Origin of the sequence: Haloplanus sp. HW8-1 (genome assembly GCF_023703795.1) — an archaeon.
GTDB classification, from domain to species: domain Archaea; phylum Halobacteriota; class Halobacteria; order Halobacteriales; family Haloferacaceae; genus Haloplanus; species Haloplanus pelagicus.
On sequence record NZ_CP098518.1, the window covers coordinates 2986293 to 3011446 of the forward strand.

Consider the following 25154-nt stretch of genomic DNA (forward strand, 5'->3'; position numbering starts at 1 on the left):
CGGTCGTCCTATACGTGCCGTCTCCGTCACGTCGCCTCCGCGGCCAGACCGTCGAGCAGGCGTTCGAGTTCGCCCCGTCGCTTCCACGCCGCCACCCGGTCGGTCAGCGCCGGCACGGGGAGGCCCAGACTCACCGCCGACCGCGCGGTCACGCGCGACCCCTCGTCTTCCGCCTCGACCCGGAGTTCGGTCGTCATGGCGTCGAAGGGCCCCGCGTCGCCCGCCTGCGTGTAGTGGAGGCCGTCCGGTCGCGCCTCGAAGCGCAGCGTGAGTTCCAGCCCCCGGGCGCCCGCGGTGACGAGCGTTCCGTCCCCGTCCTCGCTCACGTCTCGAACCGTGAAGCTCCCCTCGCTCGCGACGACCGTCGTTGGCGTCAGCGCGCGCTCCACCGTCCGGGGCGGTGCTCGCACGAATCGTGAGACTTCCACCTCGCGCATCGTTTCGGACACACGCGTCACCGCACCAAAAGCGGGAGGGACAGCGCGGCCAGCAGCGCCGCACCCACCAGAGCGGTGTAGAAGAGGCCGAGGAGGCGCTGTTCCGGGGGGATCTCGCCCCTGAGTTCCGGTCGCGCGGTGTAGACGAGGCGATGGTACGCCACCGCGACGGCCCCCACACAGGCGAGGGCCGGGACGCCGACCACCGCCGTCCCCTCCAGCCCCACCGCGAGACAGTAGACGGGGCCAAAGGAGAAGGCGACGAGGCCGCTCATCGCCGTCACGACGAGGAAGGGGACGGCGTCGACGGGAGTGCCCTCGCGGTTCCGGAGGCGCATATCTCCTCCGTGGGACTCGGGGGCAAAAACTCGCGCGTCGGTCCCGTCACCGATCGACCCGACGGTTTAAGGTGTCGCCCCGGACACCTCGACGTATGGCCGAGGGCGACCCCCGGGTGTTGTTCGTGATGAACCTCGTGCTGTCGGGGCTCTTTGCCACCGTCGTGATCTGGGGACTGGATTTCATCGGCATCGTCGCGTTCACTCCGTGGAACGTCGCTTCCTTCGCGCTCCTCGTGATGGCCCTGACCTACGTCGTGACTCGGTGACTCCCCATTCGGTGCGTGGATCGGGTGTAGGACGCCTGCCGCCGACGATGTCGCCACTTTAAGGTTCTCGACTCGCGGAGTAGCGTGTATGACCATCGAAGACCGCGACGACGCCTACCTCATCACACACGCACTCGCGAAGGACACCCTCTCGAAGATCCGCGACGCCGACACCGAACAGGTCGCCTTCCGCAAGGGGCTGGTAAAACTCGGCCGCATCTGTGGCTACGAGATCATCGACGGGGCGATGGAGACCGAGTACGTCTCCATCGAGACGCCGATGGCCGAGACGACCGGGGAGCGCGTGAAGGGCCTCGACGACGTGGTCATCATCAACGTCCTCCGGGCGGCCACGCCGTTCGTGGAGGGACTGCTCAAGGCCTTCCCCCGCGCCAAACAGGGTGTCATCAGCGCTGGCCGCGACGAGGAGGCCGGGATGAACGAGGACGGCGAGTTCCCGATCACCGTCGACTACGTGAAACTCCCCGAGATCACGGAGGCAGACACCGTCATCGTCGCCGATCCGATGCTCGCCACCGGGTCGACGATGTCGGCCGTCCTCGACTACGTCCTCGATGGGCAGGCGACGCCGGAGAACCTCTTTGTCCTCTCGGCGGTCAGCGCGCCGGCCGGCCTCCTCCGCGTCGCCGACGCCGTCCCCGAGGCGGATCTGCTGACCGTCGCCATCGACGACCACCTCGACGAGAACGGCTTCATCGTCCCCGGCCTCGGCGACGCCGGCGACCGCGCCTTCCGGACGACCTAACCCCTTCGCTTCACGTCGAAAATCAACCGATTCCGTGCCGATCCGGGGTCGAGAAATCTCCACCGAAGCGGACCACCCCACCGCTCCGTAGTCCTCCGTAGCTCACCCGAGTTCGACCCGCCCACCGGTCGCGGAGCGCAGGCGGTCACGGAGCGCGTCGGCCGCTTCGACGGGCACGCGCACGTCGAAGCGCACGCGTTCCTCGTAGGCCGCCTCGAAGTCGACGCCCTCGCTCTCCAGAATCCCGCGAGCGGTGCCGGAGTCGTCGTAGTCGACGACGACCGTCATCCGTTCGTGGGGGCGTTCCTCGACCACGCCGGCGGCGTCGACGGCGTCGCTGACACCGCGGGCGTAGGCCCGCGCCAGTCCCCCGACGCCGAGGTTGACGCCGCCGTAGTAGCGGGTCACGACCGCGACGACGTTCCGCAGGTCGCGCTGGACGAGGACGTTCAGCGCGGGCTTGCCCGCCGACCCCGTGGGCTCCCCGTCGTCGCTCGACCACTCCCGGAGCATGTCGCCCCCGTCGGCGGGCACGCGGTAGGCGGGCACGTTGTGGGTGGCGTCGGCGTACGCCGCCCGTACCTCGTCGACGAATGCCTCGGCCTCGTCGACCGATTCGGCGGGCGCGACGTGGCCGACGAACTCCGACCCTTTCACTTCGAATGCCGCCTGTGCGCGCGCCCCGACCGTGCGGTACGTCTCGGTCATCAGAACTCGACCCGGCGGACGTACGGCAACTCGCGGATCTCGACCAGCAGGTCTCCCGGGAGCGTCGCGTCGGTGATGACGTAGAGTTTGGCGTCGTCGACGAACTCCGGATCCTCGCTGATCACCTGCCGGATGGCGATACCACGGTCCGCGATGGCGGTGGTTACGTCGGCGACGATGCCCGGTTCCGTCTCGTCGTCGACCCAGACCGTCAGCACCGACAGATCGAGCACCGGTGCCAGATCCATCAGGCTGGGGATGGCCGTGATGTTCTGGAAGATGCGCCGGAGTTCGGGGTCGTCGAGGATGGCGTCGGTCGTCGAGTCCACGACCCGGCGGTCGACGCCGATCTCACGGGCGATCCCCGTGTTCGGGATCTCGATCCCGCCGGAGACGACGCGTCCCTCGTCGCTGACGGAGAATCCCCGTTCGAGCAGGAGACGGATCACCTCCTGTTGGCTCGGACTCCCCTCGAACTTCTCCATGATTCTGTCGAACTCGTCTGCCATATCGAAACTCCCCGTCAGGGGTTACTCTCCGAATCGGCGTGGACTCTGATGGGCGTTGTGGTCGCCTCCCACCGACGGGAGTCCACCGAAAGCGACCACGAGAGGGGTCGATGCGAACGGCGCGTCGTGACGGAGGACACGCCCCCGCCGATCGGGGCGCTCCTCTCTGCCGAATCCGGTACGTGCCGCCGTGGGACGCCGATTCGAGGAATCAACGATGATATTTTGGACGGTAATTTATCATAGTTTCGGGCGAGCCTCACCGTGGGGTACATTACCAATGACAGGTGTATTCGGCGTGTTCGGTGCACAATCGCTGGTCGTCTTGATCATCGCAGTCGTCGGGCTCGTTCCCGTCGGACTGTACTACCGGAAGATCCCGCCGTGGTTCGTCGTCGCGTACGGCTTCCTGTTCGTCGCGGCGTTCGCGACCAATTTCGAGAACGTGTTCCTGCCGACGGCGATGAACCTGATCGAGCATTTCGTCGGGAATCTCGGAGCCGGAATCGCCTTTGCCGTCGCCGCGTACGCATACCGGCAGAAACGAATCGTCACCGGTGACGCGGACGCCACGGACACCGCGGACGACGCGGCGACGGGGGCCTGAGCTATGGTCGGTGAATCGATCATCCCGTACGCCGACGCGCTCGCGACGCTTGGATTCCTCGCCGCCGCCACCGTCGGTGCCCGAAACTTTCGGGACACCGAACTGGAACGGACGTTCTGGGCGAGTTTCGTGCTGGTCTCGGTCGCGGGTTCCCTCTGGATGGGACTCGTGACCGTCGAGTGGTTCGGCATCAGTGGCGAACTCATGGACACGCTCAACACGTCGCTGCAGGCCATCGTTCTCGGCGTGTTCTCGATCGGGTCCATCGGGACGTTGGCCGTCGTCGACGACCTCAAGGAATCGCAGGCGGAGACGGTCCGGCGCCGGGAGGAGGCGGAGCAAGCACGGACGGAAGCCGAAGACGCGCGTGCGGAGGCCGAACAGGCCCGCGTCGACGCCGAGGAGGCCCGCGAGGAGGCCGAACAGCTCAACACTCACCTCACGGAGAAGGCCGCGGCCTTCAGCACGACGATGAACCGCGCCGCCGCCGGCGACTTCACACAGCGGATGGACACCGAGAGCCGGACCGCCGCGATGACCGACATCGCGGAGGGGTTCAACGAGATGATGGCCGAACTCGAAACCACGCTGTCACGGGTCCGAACCTTCGCCGACGAGGTCGCGACCTCGAGCGACGAAGTGACGACGGGAGCGGCCGAGAGTCGGAAGGCGAGCGAGCAAGTCAGCGACTCGATACAGCGGATCTCCGCGGACGCCGAGACACAATCCGAGAACCTCAGACAGGTGGCCGACGAGATGCAGAGCCTCTCGGGAACCGTCGAGGAGGTGGCGTCTTCGGCCGGCGAGGTCGCTAACTCGGCACAGGCGACGGCCGACCTCGGACGGGAGAGCAAGGAGGCGGCCGCCGAGGCCATGGACGAGATGGCCGAAATCGAGGCTCGATCGGACGAGACAATCGAGGAGATGGAGCGTCTCGCGTCCGAGATCGACGAGATCGGCGAGATCGTGGACGTCATCACCGACATCGCGGAGCAGACGAACATGCTGGCGCTGAACGCCTCGATCGAGGCGGTCCGGGCCGGCGAGGCCGGCGAAGGGTTCGGCGTCGTCGCCGACGAGATCAAAGGGCTCGCCGGCGAGGTGTCGTCGGCGACCGAGGAGATCGAGGAGCTCATCGGCGAGATTCAGTCCTCGACAGACGATACGGTCGGGGACATCCGCGAGATGGGTGAGCGCGTCTCCTCGGGATCGGCAACCATCGAGGTCGCCCTCGAATCCCTGGACGAGATCGCGGCCACCGCCGAGGAATCCAACCGTGGAATCCAGGAGATCAGTACGGCCACGGACGACCAAGCGGCCTCCGCCGAGGAGGTCGCCGGCATGATCGACGAGGTGACCGACACGGCCGAGCAGGTCAGCGACGAATCCGAGAACGTCTCCGCGGCTGCCGAGGAACAGACCTCCTCGCTCACACAGGTCACACGGAACTCCCGGACACTCTCCGAACGAGCCGACGACCTCCAAGAGACACTCTCTCAGTTCCGGATCGACGCCGCCGATGACGGTCTCGGTTCCGACGCCGAAGCCGGAACTGGCCCGGCGACCGCCGACGGCGGCCTCGACCCGTCGGGGCCGGACGGTCCGACGGCACCCGATCGGTAGCCCCTCCTTCCGAACGCCTACGCTGCCCCTCGTTTCTAGCCACTCCGTGAGCGATGAACTGATCGACTACACCGGTTCGAGGGTCCGCCGCCGTTTGGGGCCGTCCCCGTCCCGGTCGGCCAGGACGACACGATTCGACCCCTCCAGTCGTCGCACCAGTCCCTCCTCGTTGAGGTAGCGGACGGTCGCCAGCACGGTCATCAGCGGGAGCCGAAGCCGGTCTGCGATCCGATCCGGCGTCGCGTCCCCGACGCGTTGCAGGTACAACACGACGAGCTTCGAGGTGTCGCTGTCGAGGGTTTCGAACGCCTGCATACGCGATCTCTCTTCCCCCGTCGACAAATAATTAACGACGTACGTCGAAAGGGAGTACGACAGCGGTTGTATACGGTGGCGTGTGGCTCAGAGTTCGCCTTTCGTGCTCGGCGTGTCCGACCGCCGGTCGTCGATCCGGGTGGCGTCGTCGAGCGTCCGCGCGAGCGCCTTGAACAGCGCCTCCACCTCGTGGTGGGCGTTCTCCCCGTCCACCTCGACGTGGAGCGTCAGCCCCGCCTGCATCGCCAGCGACCGCGCGAAGTGCCGCGCCATGACGCTCGTGAACTCGCCGACCCGTTCCTCGGAGAACTCGCCCTCGAACCGGAAGAGCGGGCGGCCGCTCACGTCGACGACGACGCTCGCCACCGCCTCGTCGAGTGGCACCCGTCGGTCGGCGAACCGGCGGATCCCCCGCTTCTCGCCGAGCGCCTCCGCGAACGCGCCCCCGAGGACGAGGGCGACGTCCTCGACGGTGTGGTGGTCGTCGATCTCTAAGTCGCCGTCGCAGTCGACGGTGAGGTCGAACAGGCCGTGTTTGGCGAACGATTCGAGCATGTGATCGAAGAAGCCGACGCCGGTGTCGATCCGGGCGTCCCCGTCGCCGTCCACGTCGAGGGTCAGATCGATCGTCGTCTCCGCGGTTTCGCGGCTTCGGGCGGCCGTTCGGTCCATGCTCGACCCTCTCGGGGCGCGCGTAAGTCGGTTTTGGGCGCCGACGAACGGCGTAACTGTTCACCGGCCGTCGCCGACGACGGTCGGGACTGATCTACGGCGGTCCGTCTCAAACCTCCATCGCCGCTTCGAGGGTGAACGCTCCCTCGTAGAGAGCCGTCCCGACGACGACCGCCGCGGCGCCCGCCTCCCGACACGCCCGCACGTCGTCGAGCGTCGCCACGCCGCCGCTGGCGATCACCGGAATGTCCACCGCGTCGGCGAGTCGTTCGATCCGTCCGGCGCGCACCCCGTCCAGGCGTCCCTCCACGTCCACGTCGGTGAACAGGAGGGCACCCGCACCCAGATCCGCGTACCGCGTCGCCGCTTCGACAGGGTCCAGTCCCGTCCCTTCGGTCCACCCCGAGACGACCACCTCGTCGTCCTTCGCGTCGAGGCTCACGACGACGCTTCCCGGGTGGGTTTCGCTGATCTCCGCGACGATCTTCGGCCGTTCGACCGCCGCAGTCCCGAGGATCACCCGGTCGACGCCCCGGTCGAGCAGGTTGGTCGCGTCCGCGACGGTACGGATGCCGCCACCTAGCTGGATCGGCACGTCGACCGCGTCGACCACCGCCTCGATCGCCGCGGCGTTCCCTCGCTCGCCCTCGAACGCGCCGTCGAGGTCGACGAGGTGGAGCGTCCGCGCCCCCGCATCCACCCACCGCCGTGCCGCATCCACGGGGTCGCCGTACCGCTTTTCGGTCCCACGCTCGCCCTGGACGAGCTGCACCACCTCGCCGTCCTGTACGTCGACCGCCGGGATCACCTCGAAGCCGGAGTCCTGTACCATGGCGGGGCGGAGGTGGCGGCGGGGTAAAATCGCCCCGGTCGGCGACGCGGACGTCCCCGGCGAGCGGAACGGATTTGTGCCCCGCGCGACGACGACTGCTCGAATGCAACTGTTCGGTTCGAGCGGCACGCGTGGGGTGGTCGGCGAGGAGTTCACGCCCGAACTCGTCCGACGGGTGGCGGCCGCCGTGGCCACCGTCTGGGACGCCGACCGGATCGCCGTCGCCCGCGACACCCGCCTCTCGGGCGGCCCGCTCGCCGACGTGGCGGCGGGCACCCTGGCGGCCGCCGGCGCCGACGTGGATCGACTCGGCGTCCTTCCGACGCCCGGGGTCGCCTACTACTGTGCGACCGCGTCGGTTCCCGCCCTTCTTCTCACCGCCTCGCACAATCCGCCGGCGTACAACGGCATCAAGCTACTCGGCGCCGACGGCACGGAACTCTTCGTCGACGCCTACGAGCGCGTCGAGGCGGCGGTCGGCGACGACGCCCTCGCCGCGTGGGACGCCGTGGGCGACGCCCGGCAGGTCGACGGCGTCGCCGACGAGTACCGGGCGGACCTGCTGGCCCACCTCGACCGCGAGGCCGTCGCGGCCGCCGACCTCACCGTCGCCGTCGACCCCGGCCACGGCGCCGGCTCGTCGATCTCACCCGACTTCCTCCGCGAACTCGGCTGTGCCGTCCGTACCGTCCACGCCGACCCCGACGGTCACTTCCCCGGCCGCGACCCCGAACCCGTCGCCGAGAACCTGACCGACCTCCGACGTCTCGTTCGGACGACCGACGCCGACGTGGGGATCGCCCACGACGGCGACGCCGACCGCGCCATCTTCGTCGACGAGACGGGCGCCGTCGTCGACGGCGACACCTCGCTCGCGGCGCTCGCGGCCGCGGAACTCTCCCGGATCGACCGGACGGCGTCCGGCGACGTCGCGGTCGTCTCCGCCGTCAACGTCTCACAGCGACTTGTCGACGTCGTCGCCGACGCCGGCGCGGAACTCGACCTGACGCCCATCGGCTCGACACACCTCGTCACGCGTGTGCGCGACCGTCGACGGGCGGGCGATCGGGTCCCCATCGCCGGCGAGGGCAACGGCGGCATCTTCTTCCCGAGATACCGTCTCACCCGCGACGGCATCTACGCTGCGGGGAAGTTCCTCGAGTTGCTCGCCGACGCGGACGCCACGGCGAGCGAGGTGGTCGCGCCCTTCACCGACTACCACTTGGTTCGCGAGAACCTGACTTACGACGACGACGCCGAGCGCGCGCGACTCCTCGACGCCGCCGAGACGTACGCCCACGAGGCCGACGTCGCCCTCGATACCACCGACGGCTACCGCCTCGATTACGGCGACGCGTGGGTGCTGGTCCGGCCGAGCGGCACCGAACCGAAGGTCCGGATCTACGCCGAGGCGCGCGACGCCGACCGGGCGTCGACGCTCGCGACCGACCTGCGTCGACGGCTCGACGCGGCGCGCTGATCACTCGGCCGTCGCCGTCAGCGCCGCCTCGATCCGCTCGCGTTCGTCGCGGGCGGCCGTCAGTTCCGCCTCGACGGCACCCCGCTCCAGCCGTTCTCGCTCCGCCTCGTCGAGTTCGTCCCGAGCGAGCGCCGTCTCCCGGAGGCGATCGTACGCGACGTCGTCGGGCAGGTCACGGAGGCGACGCGCCGCCGCGACGGTCCCCTCGTCCGCGAAGCGCGCGACGACCGAGACGAGTTCCGACGCCCGATACCGCAGGGTCTCGGCATCCGGCGGCGGCCACGACACGACGAGCGGGTCGGCGTCGAGGCGTTCGAGGTAGGTCCGGTGGGTGCCCACCCGGGTCCGCAGGGCCGCGGGGTCGTCGACGTAGTGTGAGAGCTTCGACGTCGAGTAGTCGGCGTACTCGAGCAGCGTCGGGATCGGCTCCTCGCCGGCGGGGCGGCTCTCGACGTACTCCCGCAGGTCTGGCGGGACCTCGGGGAAGGCGGCGAGCGGGTAGGCCCGACTCGCCGCGACGACGCGGAACACCTCGCGGGCGCTCGCGTCTCGCCGGAACGCCGCCCAGGCCTCCCTGACCGCCTCGTCGTAGGCCTCGATCGGCTCGCGGAGGCGGTCGACCGGCGCGTCGAGGTCCGCCTCCCCCAGTCGTTGGAGCCGCTCGAGCGAGTCGATCCGCGCGTCGAGGTCCCGCAGCCGCCGGCGCGCGTCCCGGCGCGCCGCCTCGAAGGCCTCGCGCGCCGCCTCGCGGTCCGCCAGCAGGTCGACCAGATCCGCCGCCGGGCCGAGTTCCTCGCGGGCCCGATCGAAGTCGTCCTCGCCGAGGCGCCGCTGATCGAGCAGGTCGTTCGCCGCCTTGAAGGCGTCCCGCGCCGGCAGGTCGTCGTCGAGGCCCTCGGTCAGTTCGACGAACGACTCCTGGAACTCGACGAACGCGGCGAAGTCGCCGGTGCCGGTCGCCCGCCCCTCGTACCGGTCGAGCAGGTCGGTCGCCTCGCGGTAGGCCGCTCGCACCGCCTCCAGTCGCGCCTCGCCGCGGGCCTCGACGGCCGCGCGGGCGTCGGCCAGGTCCTCGCTGGCCGCCCGCAGTCTCGACGCGACGTCGGCCGATCCGTCGTTCCCGCTCATTCGTCGTCGTACACCGCGTCGGGATCGAACACCCGCTCGCCGACCGTCTCGCCCTCGACGGTCCGGTAGAAACAGGAGCGGTGGCCGGTGTGGCAGGCGCCCCCCTCCTGGTCGACGAGATAGAGCAGCGTGTCGGCGTCACAGTCCACCCGCACCTCCTCGACGTGCTGGACGTTCCCGCTCGTGGCACCCTTCTCCCAGAGTTCGTCACGGCTCCGGGAGTAGTAGTGTGCTCGCCCCGTCTCGCGGGTGCGGTCGAGCGCCGAAGGCGAGACGTACGCCAGCATCAACACCTCGCCGGAGTCGGCGTCCTGTGCGACGGCGGGGACGAGGCCGTCGGCTCCGAAGTCCACGTCGACGGTCATATCCGACTCTGGGTGCCTTCCCCCGATAGGTCTTGTGTCACTACACGGCGCCGACCGCGCGAAGCAGTCCGAAGAGGAGGTCCCCGTAGGTCAAGGCGAGACAGAGTCCGAGAAAGAGTGGGACGATGAAGGGAATCCCGGGGGAGATCCACACCGACTCGCGGGTCGTCACGACGTCGAGTCCTTCCCGGAGCGTCTCCGGGGTCGTCCCGTAGGCGCTCCCGTCGATTTCGGCGAGGAACCGCTCGGCGGCCCACGGATCGTCGAACGACGCCTCTACGTCCGCGTCGGCCTCGTCGACGTCGGCCGGCGCCTCGCGGCGTTCGACGGCCGCCTCGTCGACAGCTCCATCGGTCGGTTCGTGTGTCTCGCCCACGCTCTCGGGGTCGCGGTAGGCTGCCGGGTTCGCCCGGAGTGCTGCGAGGCCGGTTCCCCGCCACCGCAGGTACATCCGCAGGGCGTCGAGATCGAGACCGCGCCGCGTGAACGAATCGGTCGTCTCGAACAGACGGCCGTGTTCGGCCGGCAGCGCGGAGACGTCGGTCCGCCGGCCGAGGAACATGACGGGCGCCTCGTCGCCCCGGAGGCCGTTGCGGACGCCGAGGTAGACCGGATAGGCCATCCCGACGAGGACGGCGTTCGTCAAGATCGTCATCGAGAACACGCCGACGTTCGTGACCACCGCCGGATAGGCGCCCGTCGAGAGGTAAAAGACCGGATAGGTGGGAAAGAGCACGGCGAGGGTCATCAGCGCCTTGGCGTCGGCGCCGCCGAAGCCGCCGATCCACCAGAGCCCGTACCCGAGGGGGACGAGAACGAGGACGCTGATCCCCACCCGAACGACAAAGAGTCGGTCGTCGACGCCCGCGACCGGCAGATGGGCGAGTGCATCCCACACGAGCGTCAGCAGTCCGACGGCTGCGAGGGGATACCACAGGCGGTTCGGGAGCCGACGAGTACGTACGTCGCGCCACGCCGCCCATCCCAGCGCCGGGACCGCGATCAACCGCAGCAGGTCCGTCGTCGCCGCGAGCATTATCGAACCCCGGCGCGGGGAGGAATTAGGGGTTCCGACTCGTCGGCGCTATCGCTCTCCGGTGTGGCCGAAAAAACGCGGATCGTGTCGGCGTCGCGCTCAGATGACGCGGTTCTGGAGGTAGTCGAGGTGTTTCGCGTTGTAGACGAGCTTCACCTCGTCGGCCGTCGGGCTGCCGATGCAGGTCAGCCGGACGTCCTTCTCCTCGACTTCCTCGTCCGAGAGGATCTGCTGCATGTCCATGTCGAGGTCACCCTCCATGACGATGGCCGCGCAGTTCGCGCAGGCGCCGGCACGGCACGAGAAGGGCCAGTCGTAGCCCTGTGCCTCGGCCGCTTCGAGGACGTACTCGCCCTCGTTGACGTCGAGTGAGCCGTAGTCCTCGTCGTCGAGCCCCGCGTCGGCGGCCTTCTCGAAGAGGTCGTCTTCGTCCATCTCCCAGCCGTGGTCGTCCAGCACTTCGTAATTGAGGTATTCTACCGTGGGCATCAACTGAGTAGTTGCGCGGCCACCCCATTAGACTTTGCTGTTCGGCGAAGACTCGTCGGCGAACCCGTTCGTTTTCGCCGCCGTCAACGTTGTTTCACGAACTGATGACGCTCCGAGTATGTGAACGCTGAACGATATGTGGCGCCGTGGCTACCGGTTCAGCGTGTGGATCGCCTGTCCGAGGGCGTTCTCGACGGCCTCCATCGTCGCCTCCGAGAGCGTCGGATGGGTGTGGATCGTCGCCGCTACGTCTTCCAGCCGGGCGCCCATCTCGATGGCCAGCGTCGGTTCGGCGATCAGTTCCGAGGCCTCGGGGCCGACGATCTGTGTCCCGAGCAGGAAGCCGTCTGCGCTCGCGACCACCCGGACGAAGCCCTCGGTCTCGCCGAGTGTCAGCGCCCGGCCGCTGGCGTTGAGGGGCATCTCGCCGGTCACCGGGTCGTACCCCTCCTCGGCCGCCTCGTCGGCAGTCAGGCCGACTGTCGCGATCTCCGGATCGGTGAACACCGCCGCCGGTACCGCCGCCGCGTCGAACGCCGCCGGCTCGCCCGCGATGGCCTCCGCGGCGACGATCCCTTCCGCCGACGCGGCGTGTGCGAGCATCGGCTCGCCCGCCACGTCGCCGACGGCGTAGATGCCGTCCACGTCGGTCTCGCACCGCTCGTCGGTCTCGAAGAACCCGTCGTCGTTCGGGTCGAGTCCCGCGTTCTCGGCGTCGAGCGAGTCGGTCACCGGTTCGCGGCCGACCGCGACGAGCACCCGGTCGGCGCCGTAGGTCGACTCCTCGCCGTCCGCGTCCTCGGTGGTGACGACGACCCCGCCGTCGGCGGCGTCCCGCCACCCGCTTGCCCCCTCGCCGAAGTTGAACTCGATGCCGAGCGACTCGGCGCGCTTGCGCACCACGCGCGAGACGTCCTCCTCGTATCCCGGGAGGACGTCGTCGAGCATCTCCACGACGGTCACGTCGCTTCCGAGTTTGGCAAACGACGTCGACAGCTCCATCCCGATGTAGCCCGCACCGACGACGACCAGCCGATCCGGCACCGTCTCGACCGAGAGCAGGCCGGCCGAATCCAGTACGGGATCGTCGGCGAAGTCGAAGCCCGGTAGCTGGATCGGTCGGCTCCCCGTCGAGACGATGCAGTGGTCGAACGCGACGGTTTCGGCGCCCTGCCCCTCGCCGCCGTGTTCGACGCGGACCGTCTCCTCGTCGACGAACTTCGCCGTCCCCTCGATCAGGTTCACTCCGTTGGCCTTACAGAGTTTCTCGACGCCGCCCGTGAGGTGATCGACCACGCCGTCTTTCCACTCTCGCATCCCCGCCAGATCGACGACGGGGTCGGCGTGGATGCCCATCTCCTCGGCCGTCGCCGCGTCGTGGGCGACGTCCGCGGCCGTGATGTACGCCTTCGAGGGGATACAGCCGCGGTTGAGACAGACGCCGCCGTAGGCATCGCGTTCCACCAGCGTGACGTCCAGGTCGCGCTGTGCGGCGCGGATGGCGGCGACGTAGCCGCCCGGTCCCGCGCCGATGACCAGTACCTCGGTTCCGGTAGTCACATCTCCAACGACCATCGTTGGTGAAACTCCGGGCGCCCCCGCATATAAAGCCCGGCGGGGTGCGACGGCGGACTATCACCGCGACTCGTACACCGGAAATTCGGTACAGAGGCGGTCGACTTCGGCGCGTACCTCGCTCGCCACGTCCGCGTCGTCGGGGGCGTTCAGCCGGTCGACGATCAGTTCGCCGACCGTCTCCATCGCCTCGGCGTCGAAACCACGGGTGGTGAGCGCGGGCGTGCCGATACGGATTCCGCTGGTGACGAAGGGTGAACGGGTCTCGCCCGGCACCGTGTTCTTGTTGACCGTGATGCCGACGTCGTCGAGGGCGTCCTCGGCCGCCTCGCCCGTGAGGTCCGGATGGGAGTCCCGGAGGTCGAGGAGGAGGAGATGCTTGTCGGTCCCGCCGGAGACGGGCGTGACGCCGGCGTCCAGAAACACGTCGGCGAGCGTCTTCGCGTTCTCCACGACCCGCTCGGCGTAGTCGGTAAACGAGGGGTCGAGCGCCTCGCCGAACCCCACCGCCTTCCCCGCGATGTTGTGCATCAGGGGGCCGCCCTGCCCGCCGGGGAAGATGGCCTTGTCTACCGCCTCCGCGTGCGCTTCGGTCGTCATGATCATGCCGCCGCGGCCGGCACGGATCGTCTTGTGCGTACTCCCGGTGACGAAGTCGGCGTCGCCGACGGGGGTGACGTGGACGCCGGCCGCCACCAGGCCCGTCACGTGGGCGATGTCCGCGAGGTGGTCGGCCCCGACCTCGTCGGCGATGGCCGAGAGGCGCTCGAAGTCGAACTCGCGGGGGTACGCCGAGGAGCCGCTGACGATCATGTCGGGATCGAACTCGGCGGCCTGGTCGGCGACGGCGTCGTAGTCGATATACCCCGTCTCGGGGTCGACGCCGTACTGTTCGACGTCGTAGAGTTGGCCGGAGAAGTTGACGTGGTGGCCGTGGCTCAGGTGGCCGCCGTGGTTCAGGTCGAGCGAGAGGATGCGGTCGCCAGGTTCGAGGGCGGCGAAGTAGACGCCCATGTTCGCCTGCGTCCCGCTGTGGGGCTGGACGTTGACGTGGTCGGCGCCGAAGAGTTCCGTCGCACGCTCGATGGCGAGGGTCTCGACCGTGTCCATATGCTGGCACCCGCCGTAGTACCGCTCCCCGGGGTAGCCCTCCGCGTACTTGTTCGTCATCACGCTCCCCTGGGCCTCCATCACCGCCTCGGAGACGTGGTTCTCCGAGGCGATCATCTCGAGGTTGTTCTCCTGTCTGCGCTCCTCGCCGGCGATGGCGTCGGCGACCGCCGGATCGGTCTCCCGAAGGGGTGAGGCGTTCGGTGGCACGGTTCGACCCAGGACCAACACCCAGTTAAGTAGCGGGGTCAGGTGGGACACCCACTCATTGACGGGGGCGCCCCTCCCGACCGACTACAGGTCCTGCCACGACAGCCGCGGGGTCCGTGCGGCCGCCGCCTGGTCGATCCGCCGTGCGGTCGTCTCGGTCGGCGTCTCGGCCAACCGCTCCGGATCCATCGCCGCGACGGCGTCGAACGCCGCCGCGAGGTCGTCGAGTCGCCGCTTCGACTCGGTCTCCGTCGGCTCCGTCATCAGCGCCTCGTCGACGATCTCGGGCCACTTCGTCGTCGGCGGGTGGACGCCGTGATCCAGCATCGCCTTCGCCACGTCCGCGGCGTCCTCGTCCGCGCTCGCCACGAACTCGTGGTGGAAGGGGCCGTAGGGCACCTCGTACTCGATGCGCGAGGCGAGGTAGTTGGCGTTCAACACGGCCGTCTCGCTCACCCGCTCCAGTCCCTCGTCGCCGTGCCGGAGGATGTACGCGTAGGCCTTCACCAGCACCAGCCAGTTGCCCACGAACTCGTGGACGCGCCCGATGCTGTGTTCCGGTTCGTAGGTCTCGTAGTCGCCGTCGGCTTCGCGGACCTGTGGGGTGGGGAGGTAGGGCGCGAGGGCAGCCCCGACGCCGATCGGGCCCTGTCCCGGTCCACCCCCGCCGTGCGGCGTCGCGAACGTCTTGTGCAGGTTGAAGTGCATGATGTCGAAGCCCATGTCGCCGGGACGGGCCTTGCCGAGCAGGGAGTTGAGGTTCGCGCCGTCGTAGTAGAGCAGGCCACCCGCCTCGTGGACGATCTCGGCGATCTCCTCGATGGACCGCTCGAACAGACCGAGCGTGTTGGGGTTGGTGAGCATCAGGAGCGCGGTGTCGTCGCCGGCGGCCGCCTCCAGCGCCTCGACCTCGACCCGACCGTCCTCGTCGGACGGCAGTTCCACCACGTCGTAGCCGGCCATCGCCGCGCTGGCGAAGTTGGTGCCGTGGGCCGACTCGGGGACGATTACCTCGTTTCGCGATCCCTCGCCGTGGGCCTCGTGGTAGGCTTTCGCCACCTGGATGCCCGTGAACTCGCCGGCGGCACCGGCCGGCGGCTGGAGGGTCACCGCGTCCATCCCGCCGATGGCTCCGAGCGTCTCCTGCAGTTCGTACAGCAGGTGCAGGATGCCCTGTTTGTCGTCGTCGTCTCGGAGGGGGTGGACACGGTTGCCCGGGTGAGCCGCCACGTCCTCGGTGAACGCGGGGTTGTACTTCATCGTACACGAGCCCAGCGGGATGGGGCCGGAGTCGATGCCGTAGTTCATCTGCGAGAGCCGGGTGTAGTGGCGCGTCACCTCCGGTTCGGCGAGGTCCGGAAGCTCCAGTTCGTCACGCGTCAGGTCGTCCGGCAGCGACGACGTCACCGAGACGGTTTCGGTGCCCTTCTCGCTCGACAGCGGCTCGTACCGGTCGCCGGCGTACCACCGCGCCTGCTGGTGGGGGGCCTCCCGCCCCGTTGCCGCCGACGTCCCTTCGTCGGACGATCCGTCGTCCGCTCGCTCGTGACGCTCTTGGCTCATGCGCCACCTCCGTAGCCGTCGAGGGCGTCGATCAGATCGTCCACCCGGTCGCGGTTGGTGTCGGTCACACAGACCGCGAGTCGCTCCTCGCCGCCGTCCTCGACGGTCCGGAGCGCGATGCCCGCGTGCCGGCAGTGATCGACCACGTCGGCCGGGGCGTCCGTCTCGACCAGCGCCTCGCGGAAGTGGTGGCCGTCGTAGACGGGCGCCTCGAAGCCGTCGAGGGCGTCGATCCGCTCGCAGGCATCGGCGATGCCGGTCACGCACTCCTCGGCCAGGTCGACGAGGCCGTCGGGGCCGAGCCACGTTGCGTGGATGGCCGCCCGGAGCGCCAGCCACGCCTGATTGGTGCAGATGTTCGAGGTGGCCCGCTCCCGACGGATGTGCTGTTCGCGGGTCTGCAGGGTCAGCGTGTACGCCCGGTTGTCCGCGCCGTCCTCGCCCGCGCCGACGAGGCGGCCGGGCACCTGCCGAAGGAACTCCTCGCGGCAGGCAAAGAGGCCGAGCCCCATCCCGTAGGTCGTCGGCAGCCCTAGCACGCTCGCGTCGCCGACCACCACGTCCGCGCCGTACGCCGCCGGGGGCTCCAACACCGACAGCGCGACGGCGTCCGACCCGACACAGAACAGCGCGTCGTGGTCCTCGGCTAGGTCACCGACCGCGTCGAGTTCCGTTTCGAGGACCCCCCGCGCGTTCGGCGTCGCCGCGTACACCATCGAGGTGGTCCCGTCGATCCGGTCGGCGAGGCCGTCCACGTCGACCGTTCCACCGCTCGTCGGATAGGTGTCGACGGCGATGTCGGGGCCGTCGGTGTAGTTGTCGAGCACCGACCGGACCCGGTCAGGCAGGTCGTCCGGGACGAGCACCCGGTCGCCGTCCGTCGCCCGTACTCGGTCCGCGAGCAGGGCCGCCTCGCCGAGGGCCGTCGCACGGTCGTACATCGAACAGTTGGCGACGCCCAGCCCCGTCAGTTCGACGACGAGCGACTGGAACTCGAAGAGCGCCTGGAGAAAGCCCTGCGCGATTTCGGGCTGGTACTGCGTGTAACTCGTCAGGAACTCCCCGCGGAGTGAGAGCTGATCGACCACCGAGGGCACGTAGTGGTCGTAGTGGCCGCCGCCGAGAAACTCGGTGAGGTCGGCCGACTCGTCGAGGATATCCCCGACGGCTGCCCGCGTCTCTCGCTCCGAGTGTGCCTCGATCCCGTAGTCGTCGTCGAACCGGACCGAATCGGGGATGTCGAACAGATCGTCGGGGTCCGCTACCCCGACGGCGTCCAGCATCTCCGACCGTTCCGCCTCGGAGTGCGTCACGTACGGCATGTTATTCGTCCTCGGGACGCTCGACGTATATATTCGGCGTTGTGCCCCGCCCTCTCCGGTCGATCATGTGGGCCCTCCCGCCGTTTCGAACGCCCCGTCGAACGCGCGTTCGAGGATCCCCGCCAGGTCGTCGGCGTCGGTCGTCCGGGGGTTGCCCGTGAGGCTCCCGTCCCGTGTCGCCTGCTCCGCGAGCCGGGGGATCGCCTCTCGCTCGGCCGCCGTCTCGGCGAGCGTCTCCGGGATGCGGACGTCGGCCGCCAGATGCCGCACCGCCCGCCCCGCCTTCGTCGCCTCGGTGCGCGCCGGCTTCGACGGATCCACGTCCTCGCCGAGAGCCGACGCCACCCTCACCAGTTTCTCCGGAACCTGCGGACGGTTGTACTCCATCACGTACGGCAGGAGGATAGCGTTCGCGAGGCCGTGGGGCACGCCGAAGGCGCCGCCGATCTGATGAGAGAGGGCGTGGACGGCGCCGAGTCCCGCCCCGTTGAAGGCCATGCCTGCCTGCGAACTCGCCCGTGCCATCTTCGACAGTGCCTCTCGGTCGCCGCCCCGGTACTCTACGGCGCGTGGCAGGTGCTCGCCCACCGTCTCCACCGCGTCGAGTGCGAGCGCCGAGGTGCCGCTCTGGGCCTTGATCGAGACGTACGCCTCGATGGCGTGGGTCAACACGTCCATGCCGGTCGCGGCCTTCACCGGTGCCGGCGCGCTCGCGGTCAGTTCTGGGTCGATCAGCGCCAGATCCGCGAGTAGCTTCACGTCCCCGATCTCCTCTTTGATCGAGGTCTCCGAATCCTTCACGATGGTCCAGTGACCGACCTCGCTCCCGGTTCCCGCGGTCGTGGGTACGAACACTGTCGGCGGCGTCGGGTTCGGCACGTTGCCGCTCCCCTCGAACTCCAGGATGTGGCCGTCGTTGGTGGCGAGGATGCTCGCCGCCTTCGCGGTGTCGATGGAGGACCCCCCGCCCACGCCGAGCATCAGATCGGCGTCGGCCGCGTCGTAGGCCGCCGCCGCCTCATGGACCACCGTGTCCGTCGGATCGGGCTGGACGCCGTCGTAGACGTCGTAGTCACGCCCCGACGCCGTGACGGTGTCGAGCACTGGGTCGAGGACCCCCGCGGCACGGACTCCCTCGTCCGTGACGATCAGGGGGTGCTCGGCGTCGAACTCGTCGAGATACGTTCCGATCTCCGCCGTGGCGCCCCACCCGAAGAGTATCCGGTTCGGGACGTTCCACATCTGTATGTCGTCTATCATGATCTACCGAGGCCTGTGTCGTCGGTCTCCGTCCCGAGGCTGCGTGTCTCGCGACCGGGCGGTGACCGTGGTGTATGTGATATGTTCCCGCTCCTACGCATGTCTGTTGTGTCCCACATCGCCGGGCAGTTAAATCGCCGTCCCGGCTACACGCCGTCGTCCAGCGGATAGATGGGTCGTGGCACGTGTTCGTACTCGAACGCCGAGAGGTCCGGACGACACAGTCCCGGGGTCGCCACCTCGCTGATCGCCCCGACCAGGGGATCGAACCCCGCGCGGTAGTGGACCGTGCTCTTGAGGACGAGTATCCGCGCTTCCTCCGGTGTGATCCCTTGACTCCGGAACGCCTCCGGGTCGTACGGCTGTTGCCGGTGAGAGCAGACGAGGACGTCGATCCAGTCGACTTCGATGCGTGCCGTCCGCCCGAACGACACCTGCAGGCCGGTCGACATCGGCCCCCGGTTGCGGTAGGTCCCGTCCGAGAGCAGGCGCACGCGCCCGGTCACGTCGAGAGGGTCGCCGTTCTCCCCGCTTCGACCGCCCAGCGACACCGACACCTCCTCGCCGACGCCCGCCGCGACCGCCGCGTCGACGGCCGCGGGATCGTATATCGTCGCCACCGCCGCGTCCTCGACGCCTGCCTCCAGCAACGCCGCGAGGAGGACCGTACCGTCCTGTGCGCTGCCGCCGCCCGGGTTGTCCGAGATATCCGCCAGCAACAGAGGGTCGTCGGCGTCCCAGTCCGCCGCTTCCGCGGCCGCAGCCGCGACGCTCGTGTAGTCGCGGTCGAACGTCCCTCGACGCTCGTACGCCTCGTCGGCGAGCGCACGGCAGGTTTCCCGCGTGTCCTCGGCGTGGCTCCGGTCCGCGACGCCAACCACCGAGACGCCGGCGTGGTCCACGTCGGCGTGGGCGAACCCGCCGAAGACGGAGACGTCCGGCACTGCCTCGTCCTCGGCGTCGGCCGCCGCCACGAGCAACGACCGCATGGGTTCCTCCGCGGTCCGCAGTGCCGGCAGGGGCGGGAGGAGCGGCGCCCGTTCGCCCACCACCTCGGGATCGAGGTCGCCGGCGAGCGTCGCCGCCATCGCCCGCGCTGCCGTCTCGCCCGTCCCCCCGATGTCGACGTGAGGGTAGGTGTCGTAGCCGAAGAGGCCGTCGGCGTGTCTGATCATCCGGTCCGAGACGTTGGCGTGGAGGTCGAGCGACGCCATCACGGGCACATCCGCACCCACGGCACGTCGGACGCGTTCGAGGATATATCCGTCCCCGTCCGGCGCCGCTTCGGTGACCATTGCACCGTGGAGTGCGAGGAGGACGCCGTCCGGATCCGTCGTCTCGATACCTGCCAGCACCGCCTCCAGTAGCGTCTCGCGAGCGTCCGCGGTGACCCGTCCCCCCGGCGTCGCGTCCGCGGCGACGGTCGGCACCACGTCCCAGTCCGCCTCGTCGGCGACCCGGAGGAATCCACCGATGGCGGTGTTCGTTCCCGCAAGGTCCTCGACGACCGCGTCGCCGTAGTGGAGCGAGGCGTCCGCGAACGCCGTCATCCCTGTCGGGAGCGACGAGAACGTGTTCGTCTCGTGTTCGATCTGTCCGAGCAGGACCGTGTGGCTCACAGGTAGGGGTCCTCCATCCCCTCGTGTTCGACCACGACGCTATCGACGGTCGTGAACGCCTCGATCCCCTCCAGGCCGCCTTCGCGCCCGATTCCGCTCTCCTTGTTGCCGCCCCAGGGACTCTGGGGCATCGACACGGGGAAGGTGTTGATCGCCACGAGGCCGTGATCGAGGCGGTCCGCGACCCGCGTGGCGTCCATCGACGCCGACCACACCGCCGCCGCGAGGCCGAACGGCGAGTCGTTGGCCACTGCGATCGCCTCCTCGGTCGAGGATACCGTCACGACACTCAACACCGGGCCGATAGATCTCCTCGCGCGCGACGGTCATGTCGGGTGTCACGTCGTCGAAGACGGTCGGCTCGACGAAGTGGCCGTCCACGAGCGCCGGATCGTCGGGCGTTCCGCCGCCGGTCAGGAGCGTCGCGCCCTCCGCCACCGCCGAGTCGACGTACTCCTCGATCTCCGCTCTCGTGTCCGCCGAGATGACCGGTCCCATGTCGGTGTCGGGGTCGGTCCCCGGCCCCAGTGTGATCCGCTCGGTCTTCTCGACGATCCGCGAAACCAGTTCGTCGTGGACGTCCTCGTGAACCAGACACCGCGAGGTGGCGACGCAGTTCTGGCCGGCGTTCGAGAACACCCCGGCCACGACGCCCCGGGCGGCGTTCTCCACGTCGGCGTCGTCGAGGACGATGGCGGGCGCCTTCCCGCCCAGTTCCACGTCCACGGGCGTGACGTTCTCGGCGGCGGCTTCGAGGACGCCCTTGCCGACGCCCGTCGACCCGGTGAACGTGATGGCGTCTACGTCTCCGTCCCCGGCGAGCGCTGCGCCGACCTCGCTTCCCGGTCCCGGGACGACGTTGACGACGCCGTCAGGCGTCGCCTCGGCCATCACTTCGCCGACCCACATCGTCGACAGTGGCGCCAGACTCGGCGGCTTGATCACCAGCGTGTTGCCCGTCGCCAGCGCGCTCGCGAACCCGCGGGTGCCGAGCAAGAGCGGATAGTTCCACGGGACGACGTGGGCCGTGACGCCGTAGGGACGCCGCCGGGTGTAGTTGAGACGGGTCGGCGCCGTCGGGATGGTGTCCCCGCGCACCTTGTCGACCGCGCCCGCGTAGAAGCGATACTGGGCGATCGCCTCCGCCACCTCGCCCTCGGCAGTGGGGAGGGGTTTGCCCGCCTCCGCCGCCAGCAGACGGGCGAGCGCGTCGGACACCGATTCCAGCCGGTCGGCGACCGCCCGGAGCACCGCTTCGCGGTCACCGGGTTCCGTCCGTTCCCACGCCGTCGTCGCCGTGCCGGCCGCATCGACGGCCGCCCGCGCGTCGGCCGCGCCGCCGCGTGCCACCGTGCCGACCGTCCCGCCCGTGGCCGGATTCTCGACGGACAGTGTCGCTGTAGTCTCCCGTCGATCCCCGTCGACCAGCAGGTCGTACTCGTGACTGTCCATGCGGCGAATCCCCCGTTACTGGGCCTAAGCGTTGTCCACCGGATGTGTGGTCGTTTATACGTGGCTCCACGAGCGGCGACTCGCCGCTGCGGTCGCCAACTTAATCGGTCGTAAGTCACCGGGTGAACCGCTATGCGTCGGGAGCGTCCTCGGTATCGTATCACAATGACTTCCGACGAGTACGAACGGGTTCGACTGATCTGGACGGACCTGAACGGCGTCGCTCGCGGCATCTCCCTGCCCGCCGGCGAGTTCGAGACGGCCGTCGAGGAGGGGGTCGGCTTCGCCAACGGCGTCGCGGAACTGACCCTCGAACCGGGGCTGCTCGACGATCCACGATACGGTGCCAAGGCGGGCGACATGCTGGCCCGTGCCGACCCCGACTCGCTCCGCGAGGTGGCTTGGGCCGACGACACCGCCGCCGTCTTCACCGACCTCACGAACGTCGACGGGACGCCCTTCGACCTCTGTTCGCGCGGGGCGCTGCGGCGTGTGATCGAGGACCTGCGGACCGAGAGGTTCGCCCCGCTGGTCGGCGTCGAGGCCGAATTCTCCACGCTCGTCCCCGACGGCGACGGGGGATGGGAGCCCTCAAACACCCGGTGTTCTTACGATATGGACGCGCTGGATATGGCCGCGGACGTCACTCGGGAGTGGGAGACGGCGATGGAGGCGGCCGGCGCGTCGGTACTCGGCGTCCACCAGGAGTCTCAGCCGGGACAGTTCGAGGTGAACGTCGAGTACGACGACGCCCTCACGACGGCGGACACCCTCGTGTTCTTCCGGCACGCCGCGAAGGCCATCGCCCGCGACCGGGAGATGAAAGCCTCGTTCATGCCCCGTCCGTACTCGGGCGAGGACGCAAACGGCCTCCACTTCCATCTCAGCCTCTGGGATACGGCGCTGGAGACGAACCTGTTTGCCAGCGACACGGGCGACCTGCAGTTCCCGGCCGGCAAACATCCAGACGACGAGTCCGGACTCTCCGAGACCGCCCGTCATTTCATCGGCGGTCTGCTCGATCACATGCAGGCCCTGACGACCATCTGCGCGCCGACGGTCAACTCCTACCGACGACTCCTGCCCGGCATCTGGGCCCCCGTCAACGTCGCCTGGGGCCCGGACAACCGCTCGACAGTGTTACGGGTTCCGCCGGAACTCGGACCGGCGACCCGGATCGAACACCGGGTCCCCGACTCGGCGTGTAACCCGTATCTCGGCCTCGCGGCGACGCTCGCGGCCGGTCTCGACGGGATTCGTCGGGAGACCGACCCCGGCGAGCCGACGCTCGCGAACGCCTACGAGGAGAACCACGCCGCGTCGTAGCTACTGTAGGCGTCCGCCGCCACCTCGTCCGTGTTCACGACGAAGGAGGCCCATCCGAACCGCTGGGGGGCGCCGTACATCGTCCCGTCGACGTCGAAGGTGTAGTCGTCCTCGTTGACGAAGGCGTACTTGTACCCGTTCTGCTTCTTGAACAGGTCGATGTACTGGTCGAAAGTGTACGGCTTCCAGCTCTCGTAGTCGATGGGGCGGATCAGCCCCGCCTCGACCAGACGTGGAATCCACGCCATGTCGAGGGTGGCCTGGTGGAACTGCTCCCACTCGCCGGACTCGAGCCGGTTGAACGCCTTCGGGTTCGACGTGAACAGGTCCAGTTGGGTCTGGCAGTCGAACTGCTCACGGAACGGATCTTGGACGTTCGACGCGTCGTACCCCGTCCACGTCAGGTGGTTGACGGTCTCACCAGTCTCGTCGCTCTCGTCGGGTTCGTACAGTGCCCCGTCCGACTCGGCCGGGACCGTCGCGAGCTCCTTTGTCCGCCAGCTGTTCCCCTCGCTACCGCCACCGCCGCCGCCACCGAGACAGCCGGCTGCGCCGGCCATCGCCGCGCCGGCGGTCGCTGCCCGGAGATATCGTCGCCGAGTGAGTTCGTGATCTCGTGCCATACTGGGTTCGTGTTGGGTCGTGGACGGGTGCGATGCGCCGTTTGCGTTCATCTCCGCCCACGTCACGGTACAGACTGCATGGGTGTCACACATCACCATTGCGCCGGCTACGTACGGTTGTTTATGTACTGCCCCGGAAAGAGCATATGTTTGTGCTATCCCAAAAATTTTTGAATGTTCGTCACTCCTCCGGCGCCCCCGATGGACGTGTCGTGCCGATTTCGCCCTCGTCCACAGTGATCGTCCGCTCCGAGGCCGCCTCAGTTCACGCGTTCGACCTCGTAGCCGGCGTCCTCGATTGCGCCCATCACGTTCGTGGCGTGGCTCTCGCCGCTCGTGACCACCTGGAAGACGAGGTAGGCGTCCCCGACTTCGAGGTCGCCGACCGCCCGATCGTGACGCACCGTTCGGATGTTCGCCCCCCTGTCGCCGATGATGCTCGAAATCCGGCCCATCTCGCCGGGCTGGTCGCGGATGCGGATCTGTAGGCGGAGCAGTTGACTGCGGTCGGTCAGGGCGTGGGTCAACACCGTCTGGAGCATCGACATGTCGATGTTGCCGCCACAGAGCAGGGGGACGACCGTCTCGCCCGCGACGTCCACCTCGTCGCTCAACAGCGCCGCGACCGACGCCGCGCCCGCCCCCTCGATCAGTTGCTTCGCGCGCTCCAGTACGATGAGGATACTCCGTGCGATTTCGTCGTCGCTCACCGTCACGACCTCGTCGACGTGTGACTCGATCAGGCCGAGCGTCAACTCCGAGACGCTCCCCGTGGCGATGCCGTCCGCGATGGTTTTGGGTGCCTCCTCGTCGATCGGCACCCCCTTCTGGAGGCTGTCCGGCACCGTTGCCGCTAGATCCGCCTGGACGCCGACCACCCGCACGTCCTCGTCGAGCGCGGACAGTGCCGTGCTGATGCCGCCGATCAGGCCCCCGCCCCCGATGGGGACGATGACGGTGTCCACGTCCGGAACCTGCTCGTGGATCTCCAGCCCCAACGTCCCCTGTCCGGCGACGATGGCGGGGTCGTCGTACGCGTGGACGAACAGGTGTCCCGGTTCCTCGGCCAACGACTGCGCGTACGACATCGCCTCGCCGAAGTTCGCGCCGTGGAGTTCCACCGTCGCGCCGTAGCTTCGCGTCGCGTCCACCTTCGCCTGGGGCGCGTTCTCCGGCATGACGATGGTCGATTCGAGGCCGACCGTTGTCGCCGCCAGCGCGACCCCCTGGGCGTGGTTGCCTGCGCTCGCTGCGACGACGTGGTCGTCGTTGCCCCGTTCGGCCTCCCCTTTCAGTTTGTTGTACGCGCCTCGCGTCTTGAACGATCCCGTCCGCTGGAGATGTTCCATCTTCAGGTGCACGTCCGCGCCGGACATCTCGGAGAGCGAGCGGTTCGTCTCGACCGGCGTCCGTCTGACGATGTCGGGGTCGTCGAACCGCTCCTGGGCGGCCTCGATATCCGCGAAGGTGACCGTATCAGTCATACGTTGACCCTCGCGCACGGAGTCCATAAAGGACGG

General features: G+C 68.7%; 25 protein-coding genes and 1 pseudogene. 6 read left to right on the plus strand and 20 right to left on the minus strand.

The window, feature by feature from the left end:
* Nucleotides 1-26 precede the first annotated feature (26 nt).
* Nucleotides 27-437, minus strand: a complete 411-nt coding sequence (locus NBT82_RS15565; RefSeq protein ID WP_251329022.1) for an SRPBCC family protein — start codon at nucleotides 435-437, stop codon at nucleotides 27-29.
* A 17-nt stretch (nucleotides 438-454) separates the two neighbouring features.
* On the minus strand, nucleotides 455-775 hold the full coding sequence (locus tag NBT82_RS15570; RefSeq protein ID WP_251329023.1) for a hypothetical protein: 321 nt from the start codon (nucleotides 773-775) through the stop codon (nucleotides 455-457).
* Nucleotides 776-870: 95 nt separating this feature from the next.
* On the opposite strand from NBT82_RS15570, the gene NBT82_RS15575 reads away from it, so the two are divergent.
* Nucleotides 871-1044 carry a DUF8107 family protein gene (locus tag NBT82_RS15575; RefSeq protein WP_251329024.1) on the plus strand — a complete coding sequence of 58 codons (174 nt, stop codon included), beginning with the start codon at nucleotides 871-873 and terminating at the stop codon, nucleotides 1042-1044.
* An 88-nt stretch (nucleotides 1045-1132) separates the two neighbouring features.
* Nucleotides 1133-1810: a uracil phosphoribosyltransferase gene (upp, locus tag NBT82_RS15580; RefSeq protein ID WP_251329025.1), complete on the plus strand. Its 678-nt coding sequence runs from the start codon at nucleotides 1133-1135 to the stop codon at nucleotides 1808-1810.
* 102 nt (nucleotides 1811-1912) lie between these two features.
* Here the strand turns inward: upp and NBT82_RS15585 are convergent, their stop codons facing one another.
* On the minus strand, nucleotides 1913-2518 hold the full coding sequence (locus tag NBT82_RS15585; protein WP_251329026.1) for an IMPACT family protein: 606 nt from the start codon (nucleotides 2516-2518) through the stop codon (nucleotides 1913-1915).
* Nucleotides 2518-3027: a TrpY family transcription regulator gene (gene trpY, locus NBT82_RS15590; protein ID WP_251329027.1), complete on the minus strand. Its 510-nt coding sequence runs from the start codon at nucleotides 3025-3027 to the stop codon at nucleotides 2518-2520. The genes NBT82_RS15585 and trpY overlap by 1 nt, the downstream gene beginning before the upstream one ends.
* A 298-nt stretch (nucleotides 3028-3325) precedes the next feature.
* On the opposite strand from trpY, the gene NBT82_RS15595 reads away from it, so the two are divergent.
* Nucleotides 3326-3634, plus strand: coding sequence for a hypothetical protein (locus tag NBT82_RS15595; protein ID WP_251329028.1), 309 nt, complete (start codon nucleotides 3326-3328; stop codon nucleotides 3632-3634).
* 3 nt (nucleotides 3635-3637) lie between these two features.
* Nucleotides 3638-5257 (plus strand): methyl-accepting chemotaxis protein, encoded by a 1620-nt coding sequence (locus tag NBT82_RS15600; protein WP_251329029.1) that lies wholly within the window; start codon nucleotides 3638-3640, stop codon nucleotides 5255-5257.
* 66 nt (nucleotides 5258-5323) lie between these two features.
* On the opposite strand, the gene NBT82_RS15605 is transcribed toward NBT82_RS15600, so the two are convergent.
* The 3 genes from NBT82_RS15605 to hisA all read right to left on the minus strand — a co-directional run bounded on the left by NBT82_RS15605 (nucleotide 5324) and on the right by hisA (nucleotide 7076).
* Complete coding sequence (locus NBT82_RS15605) at nucleotides 5324-5572, minus strand: hypothetical protein (protein WP_251329030.1); 249 nt, start codon at nucleotides 5570-5572, stop codon at nucleotides 5324-5326.
* A gap of 87 nt (nucleotides 5573-5659) precedes the next feature.
* Entirely contained in the window at nucleotides 5660-6244 is a 585-nt protein-coding gene (gene hisB, locus NBT82_RS15610; RefSeq protein WP_251329031.1) for an imidazoleglycerol-phosphate dehydratase HisB, read from the minus strand.
* A 109-nt stretch (nucleotides 6245-6353) separates the two neighbouring features.
* The gene (gene hisA / locus NBT82_RS15615) at nucleotides 6354-7076 is read right to left on the minus strand and encodes a 1-(5-phosphoribosyl)-5-[(5-phosphoribosylamino)methylideneamino]imidazole-4-carboxamide isomerase (protein WP_251329032.1); all 723 of its coding nucleotides are present in this window, start codon (nucleotides 7074-7076) and stop codon (nucleotides 6354-6356) included.
* Nucleotides 7077-7179: 103 nt separating this feature from the next.
* Here hisA and glmM point away from each other — a divergent pair, with 103 nt between their 5' ends.
* Nucleotides 7180-8556 (plus strand): phosphoglucosamine mutase, encoded by a 1377-nt coding sequence (gene glmM, locus NBT82_RS15620; RefSeq protein WP_251329033.1) that lies wholly within the window; start codon nucleotides 7180-7182, stop codon nucleotides 8554-8556.
* Here glmM and NBT82_RS15625 read toward each other — a convergent pair whose 3' ends face one another.
* From NBT82_RS15625 to NBT82_RS15680, 11 genes and pseudogenes are all read right to left on the minus strand, one after another.
* Complete coding sequence (locus NBT82_RS15625) at nucleotides 8557-9684, minus strand: DUF7118 family protein (RefSeq protein WP_251329034.1); 1128 nt, start codon at nucleotides 9682-9684, stop codon at nucleotides 8557-8559.
* Nucleotides 9681-10049, minus strand: coding sequence for a phosphoribosyl-AMP cyclohydrolase (gene hisI / locus NBT82_RS15630; RefSeq protein WP_251329035.1), 369 nt, complete (start codon nucleotides 10047-10049; stop codon nucleotides 9681-9683). Before hisI ends, NBT82_RS15625 begins: the two co-directional genes overlap by 4 nt.
* A 40-nt stretch (nucleotides 10050-10089) precedes the next feature.
* A complete protein-coding gene (locus NBT82_RS15635) occupies nucleotides 10090-11085 on the minus strand; it encodes an A24 family peptidase (RefSeq protein WP_251329036.1) in 996 nt (331 codons plus the stop codon).
* 99 nt (nucleotides 11086-11184) lie between these two features.
* The gene (gene fer / locus NBT82_RS15640) at nucleotides 11185-11574 is read right to left on the minus strand and encodes a ferredoxin Fer (protein WP_251329037.1); all 390 of its coding nucleotides are present in this window, start codon (nucleotides 11572-11574) and stop codon (nucleotides 11185-11187) included.
* Nucleotides 11575-11724: 150 nt separating this feature from the next.
* Nucleotides 11725-13149, minus strand: a complete 1425-nt coding sequence (gene lpdA / locus NBT82_RS15645) for a dihydrolipoyl dehydrogenase (protein ID WP_251329038.1) — start codon at nucleotides 13147-13149, stop codon at nucleotides 11725-11727.
* A 60-nt stretch (nucleotides 13150-13209) separates the two neighbouring features.
* Nucleotides 13210-14469 (minus strand): serine hydroxymethyltransferase, encoded by a 1260-nt coding sequence (gene glyA, locus NBT82_RS15650; protein ID WP_256476632.1) that lies wholly within the window; start codon nucleotides 14467-14469, stop codon nucleotides 13210-13212.
* An 84-nt stretch (nucleotides 14470-14553) separates the two neighbouring features.
* The gene (gene gcvPB, locus NBT82_RS15655; RefSeq protein ID WP_251329039.1) at nucleotides 14554-16032 is read right to left on the minus strand and encodes an aminomethyl-transferring glycine dehydrogenase subunit GcvPB; all 1479 of its coding nucleotides are present in this window, start codon (nucleotides 16030-16032) and stop codon (nucleotides 14554-14556) included.
* On the minus strand, nucleotides 16029-17354 hold the full coding sequence (gene gcvPA / locus NBT82_RS15660; RefSeq protein ID WP_251329040.1) for an aminomethyl-transferring glycine dehydrogenase subunit GcvPA: 1326 nt from the start codon (nucleotides 17352-17354) through the stop codon (nucleotides 16029-16031). Before gcvPA ends, gcvPB begins: the two co-directional genes overlap by 4 nt.
* A 63-nt stretch (nucleotides 17355-17417) precedes the next feature.
* A complete protein-coding gene (locus NBT82_RS15665) occupies nucleotides 17418-18614 on the minus strand; it encodes an iron-containing alcohol dehydrogenase family protein (RefSeq protein ID WP_251329041.1) in 1197 nt (398 codons plus the stop codon).
* Between the two features lie 146 nt (nucleotides 18615-18760).
* Complete coding sequence (locus NBT82_RS15670; RefSeq protein WP_251329042.1) at nucleotides 18761-20233, minus strand: M81 family metallopeptidase; 1473 nt, start codon at nucleotides 20231-20233, stop codon at nucleotides 18761-18763.
* A pseudogene (locus NBT82_RS15680) lies at nucleotides 20230-21685 on the minus strand (aldehyde dehydrogenase family protein). Before NBT82_RS15680 ends, NBT82_RS15670 begins: the two are co-directional and overlap by 4 nt.
* A gap of 165 nt (nucleotides 21686-21850) precedes the next feature.
* On the opposite strand from NBT82_RS15680, the gene NBT82_RS15685 reads away from it, so the two are divergent.
* The gene (locus NBT82_RS15685) at nucleotides 21851-23011 is read left to right on the plus strand and encodes a glutamine synthetase family protein (RefSeq protein ID WP_251329044.1); all 1161 of its coding nucleotides are present in this window, start codon (nucleotides 21851-21853) and stop codon (nucleotides 23009-23011) included.
* On the opposite strand, the gene NBT82_RS15690 is transcribed toward NBT82_RS15685, so the two are convergent.
* Both NBT82_RS15690 and ilvA read right to left on the minus strand, forming a co-directional pair.
* Nucleotides 22984-23634, minus strand: coding sequence for a hypothetical protein (locus tag NBT82_RS15690; protein ID WP_251329045.1), 651 nt, complete (start codon nucleotides 23632-23634; stop codon nucleotides 22984-22986). The genes NBT82_RS15685 and NBT82_RS15690 overlap by 28 nt on opposite strands.
* A gap of 260 nt (nucleotides 23635-23894) precedes the next feature.
* The gene (ilvA, locus tag NBT82_RS15695; protein WP_251329046.1) at nucleotides 23895-25118 is read right to left on the minus strand and encodes a threonine ammonia-lyase; all 1224 of its coding nucleotides are present in this window, start codon (nucleotides 25116-25118) and stop codon (nucleotides 23895-23897) included.
* Nucleotides 25119-25154: the final 36 nt, after the last annotated feature.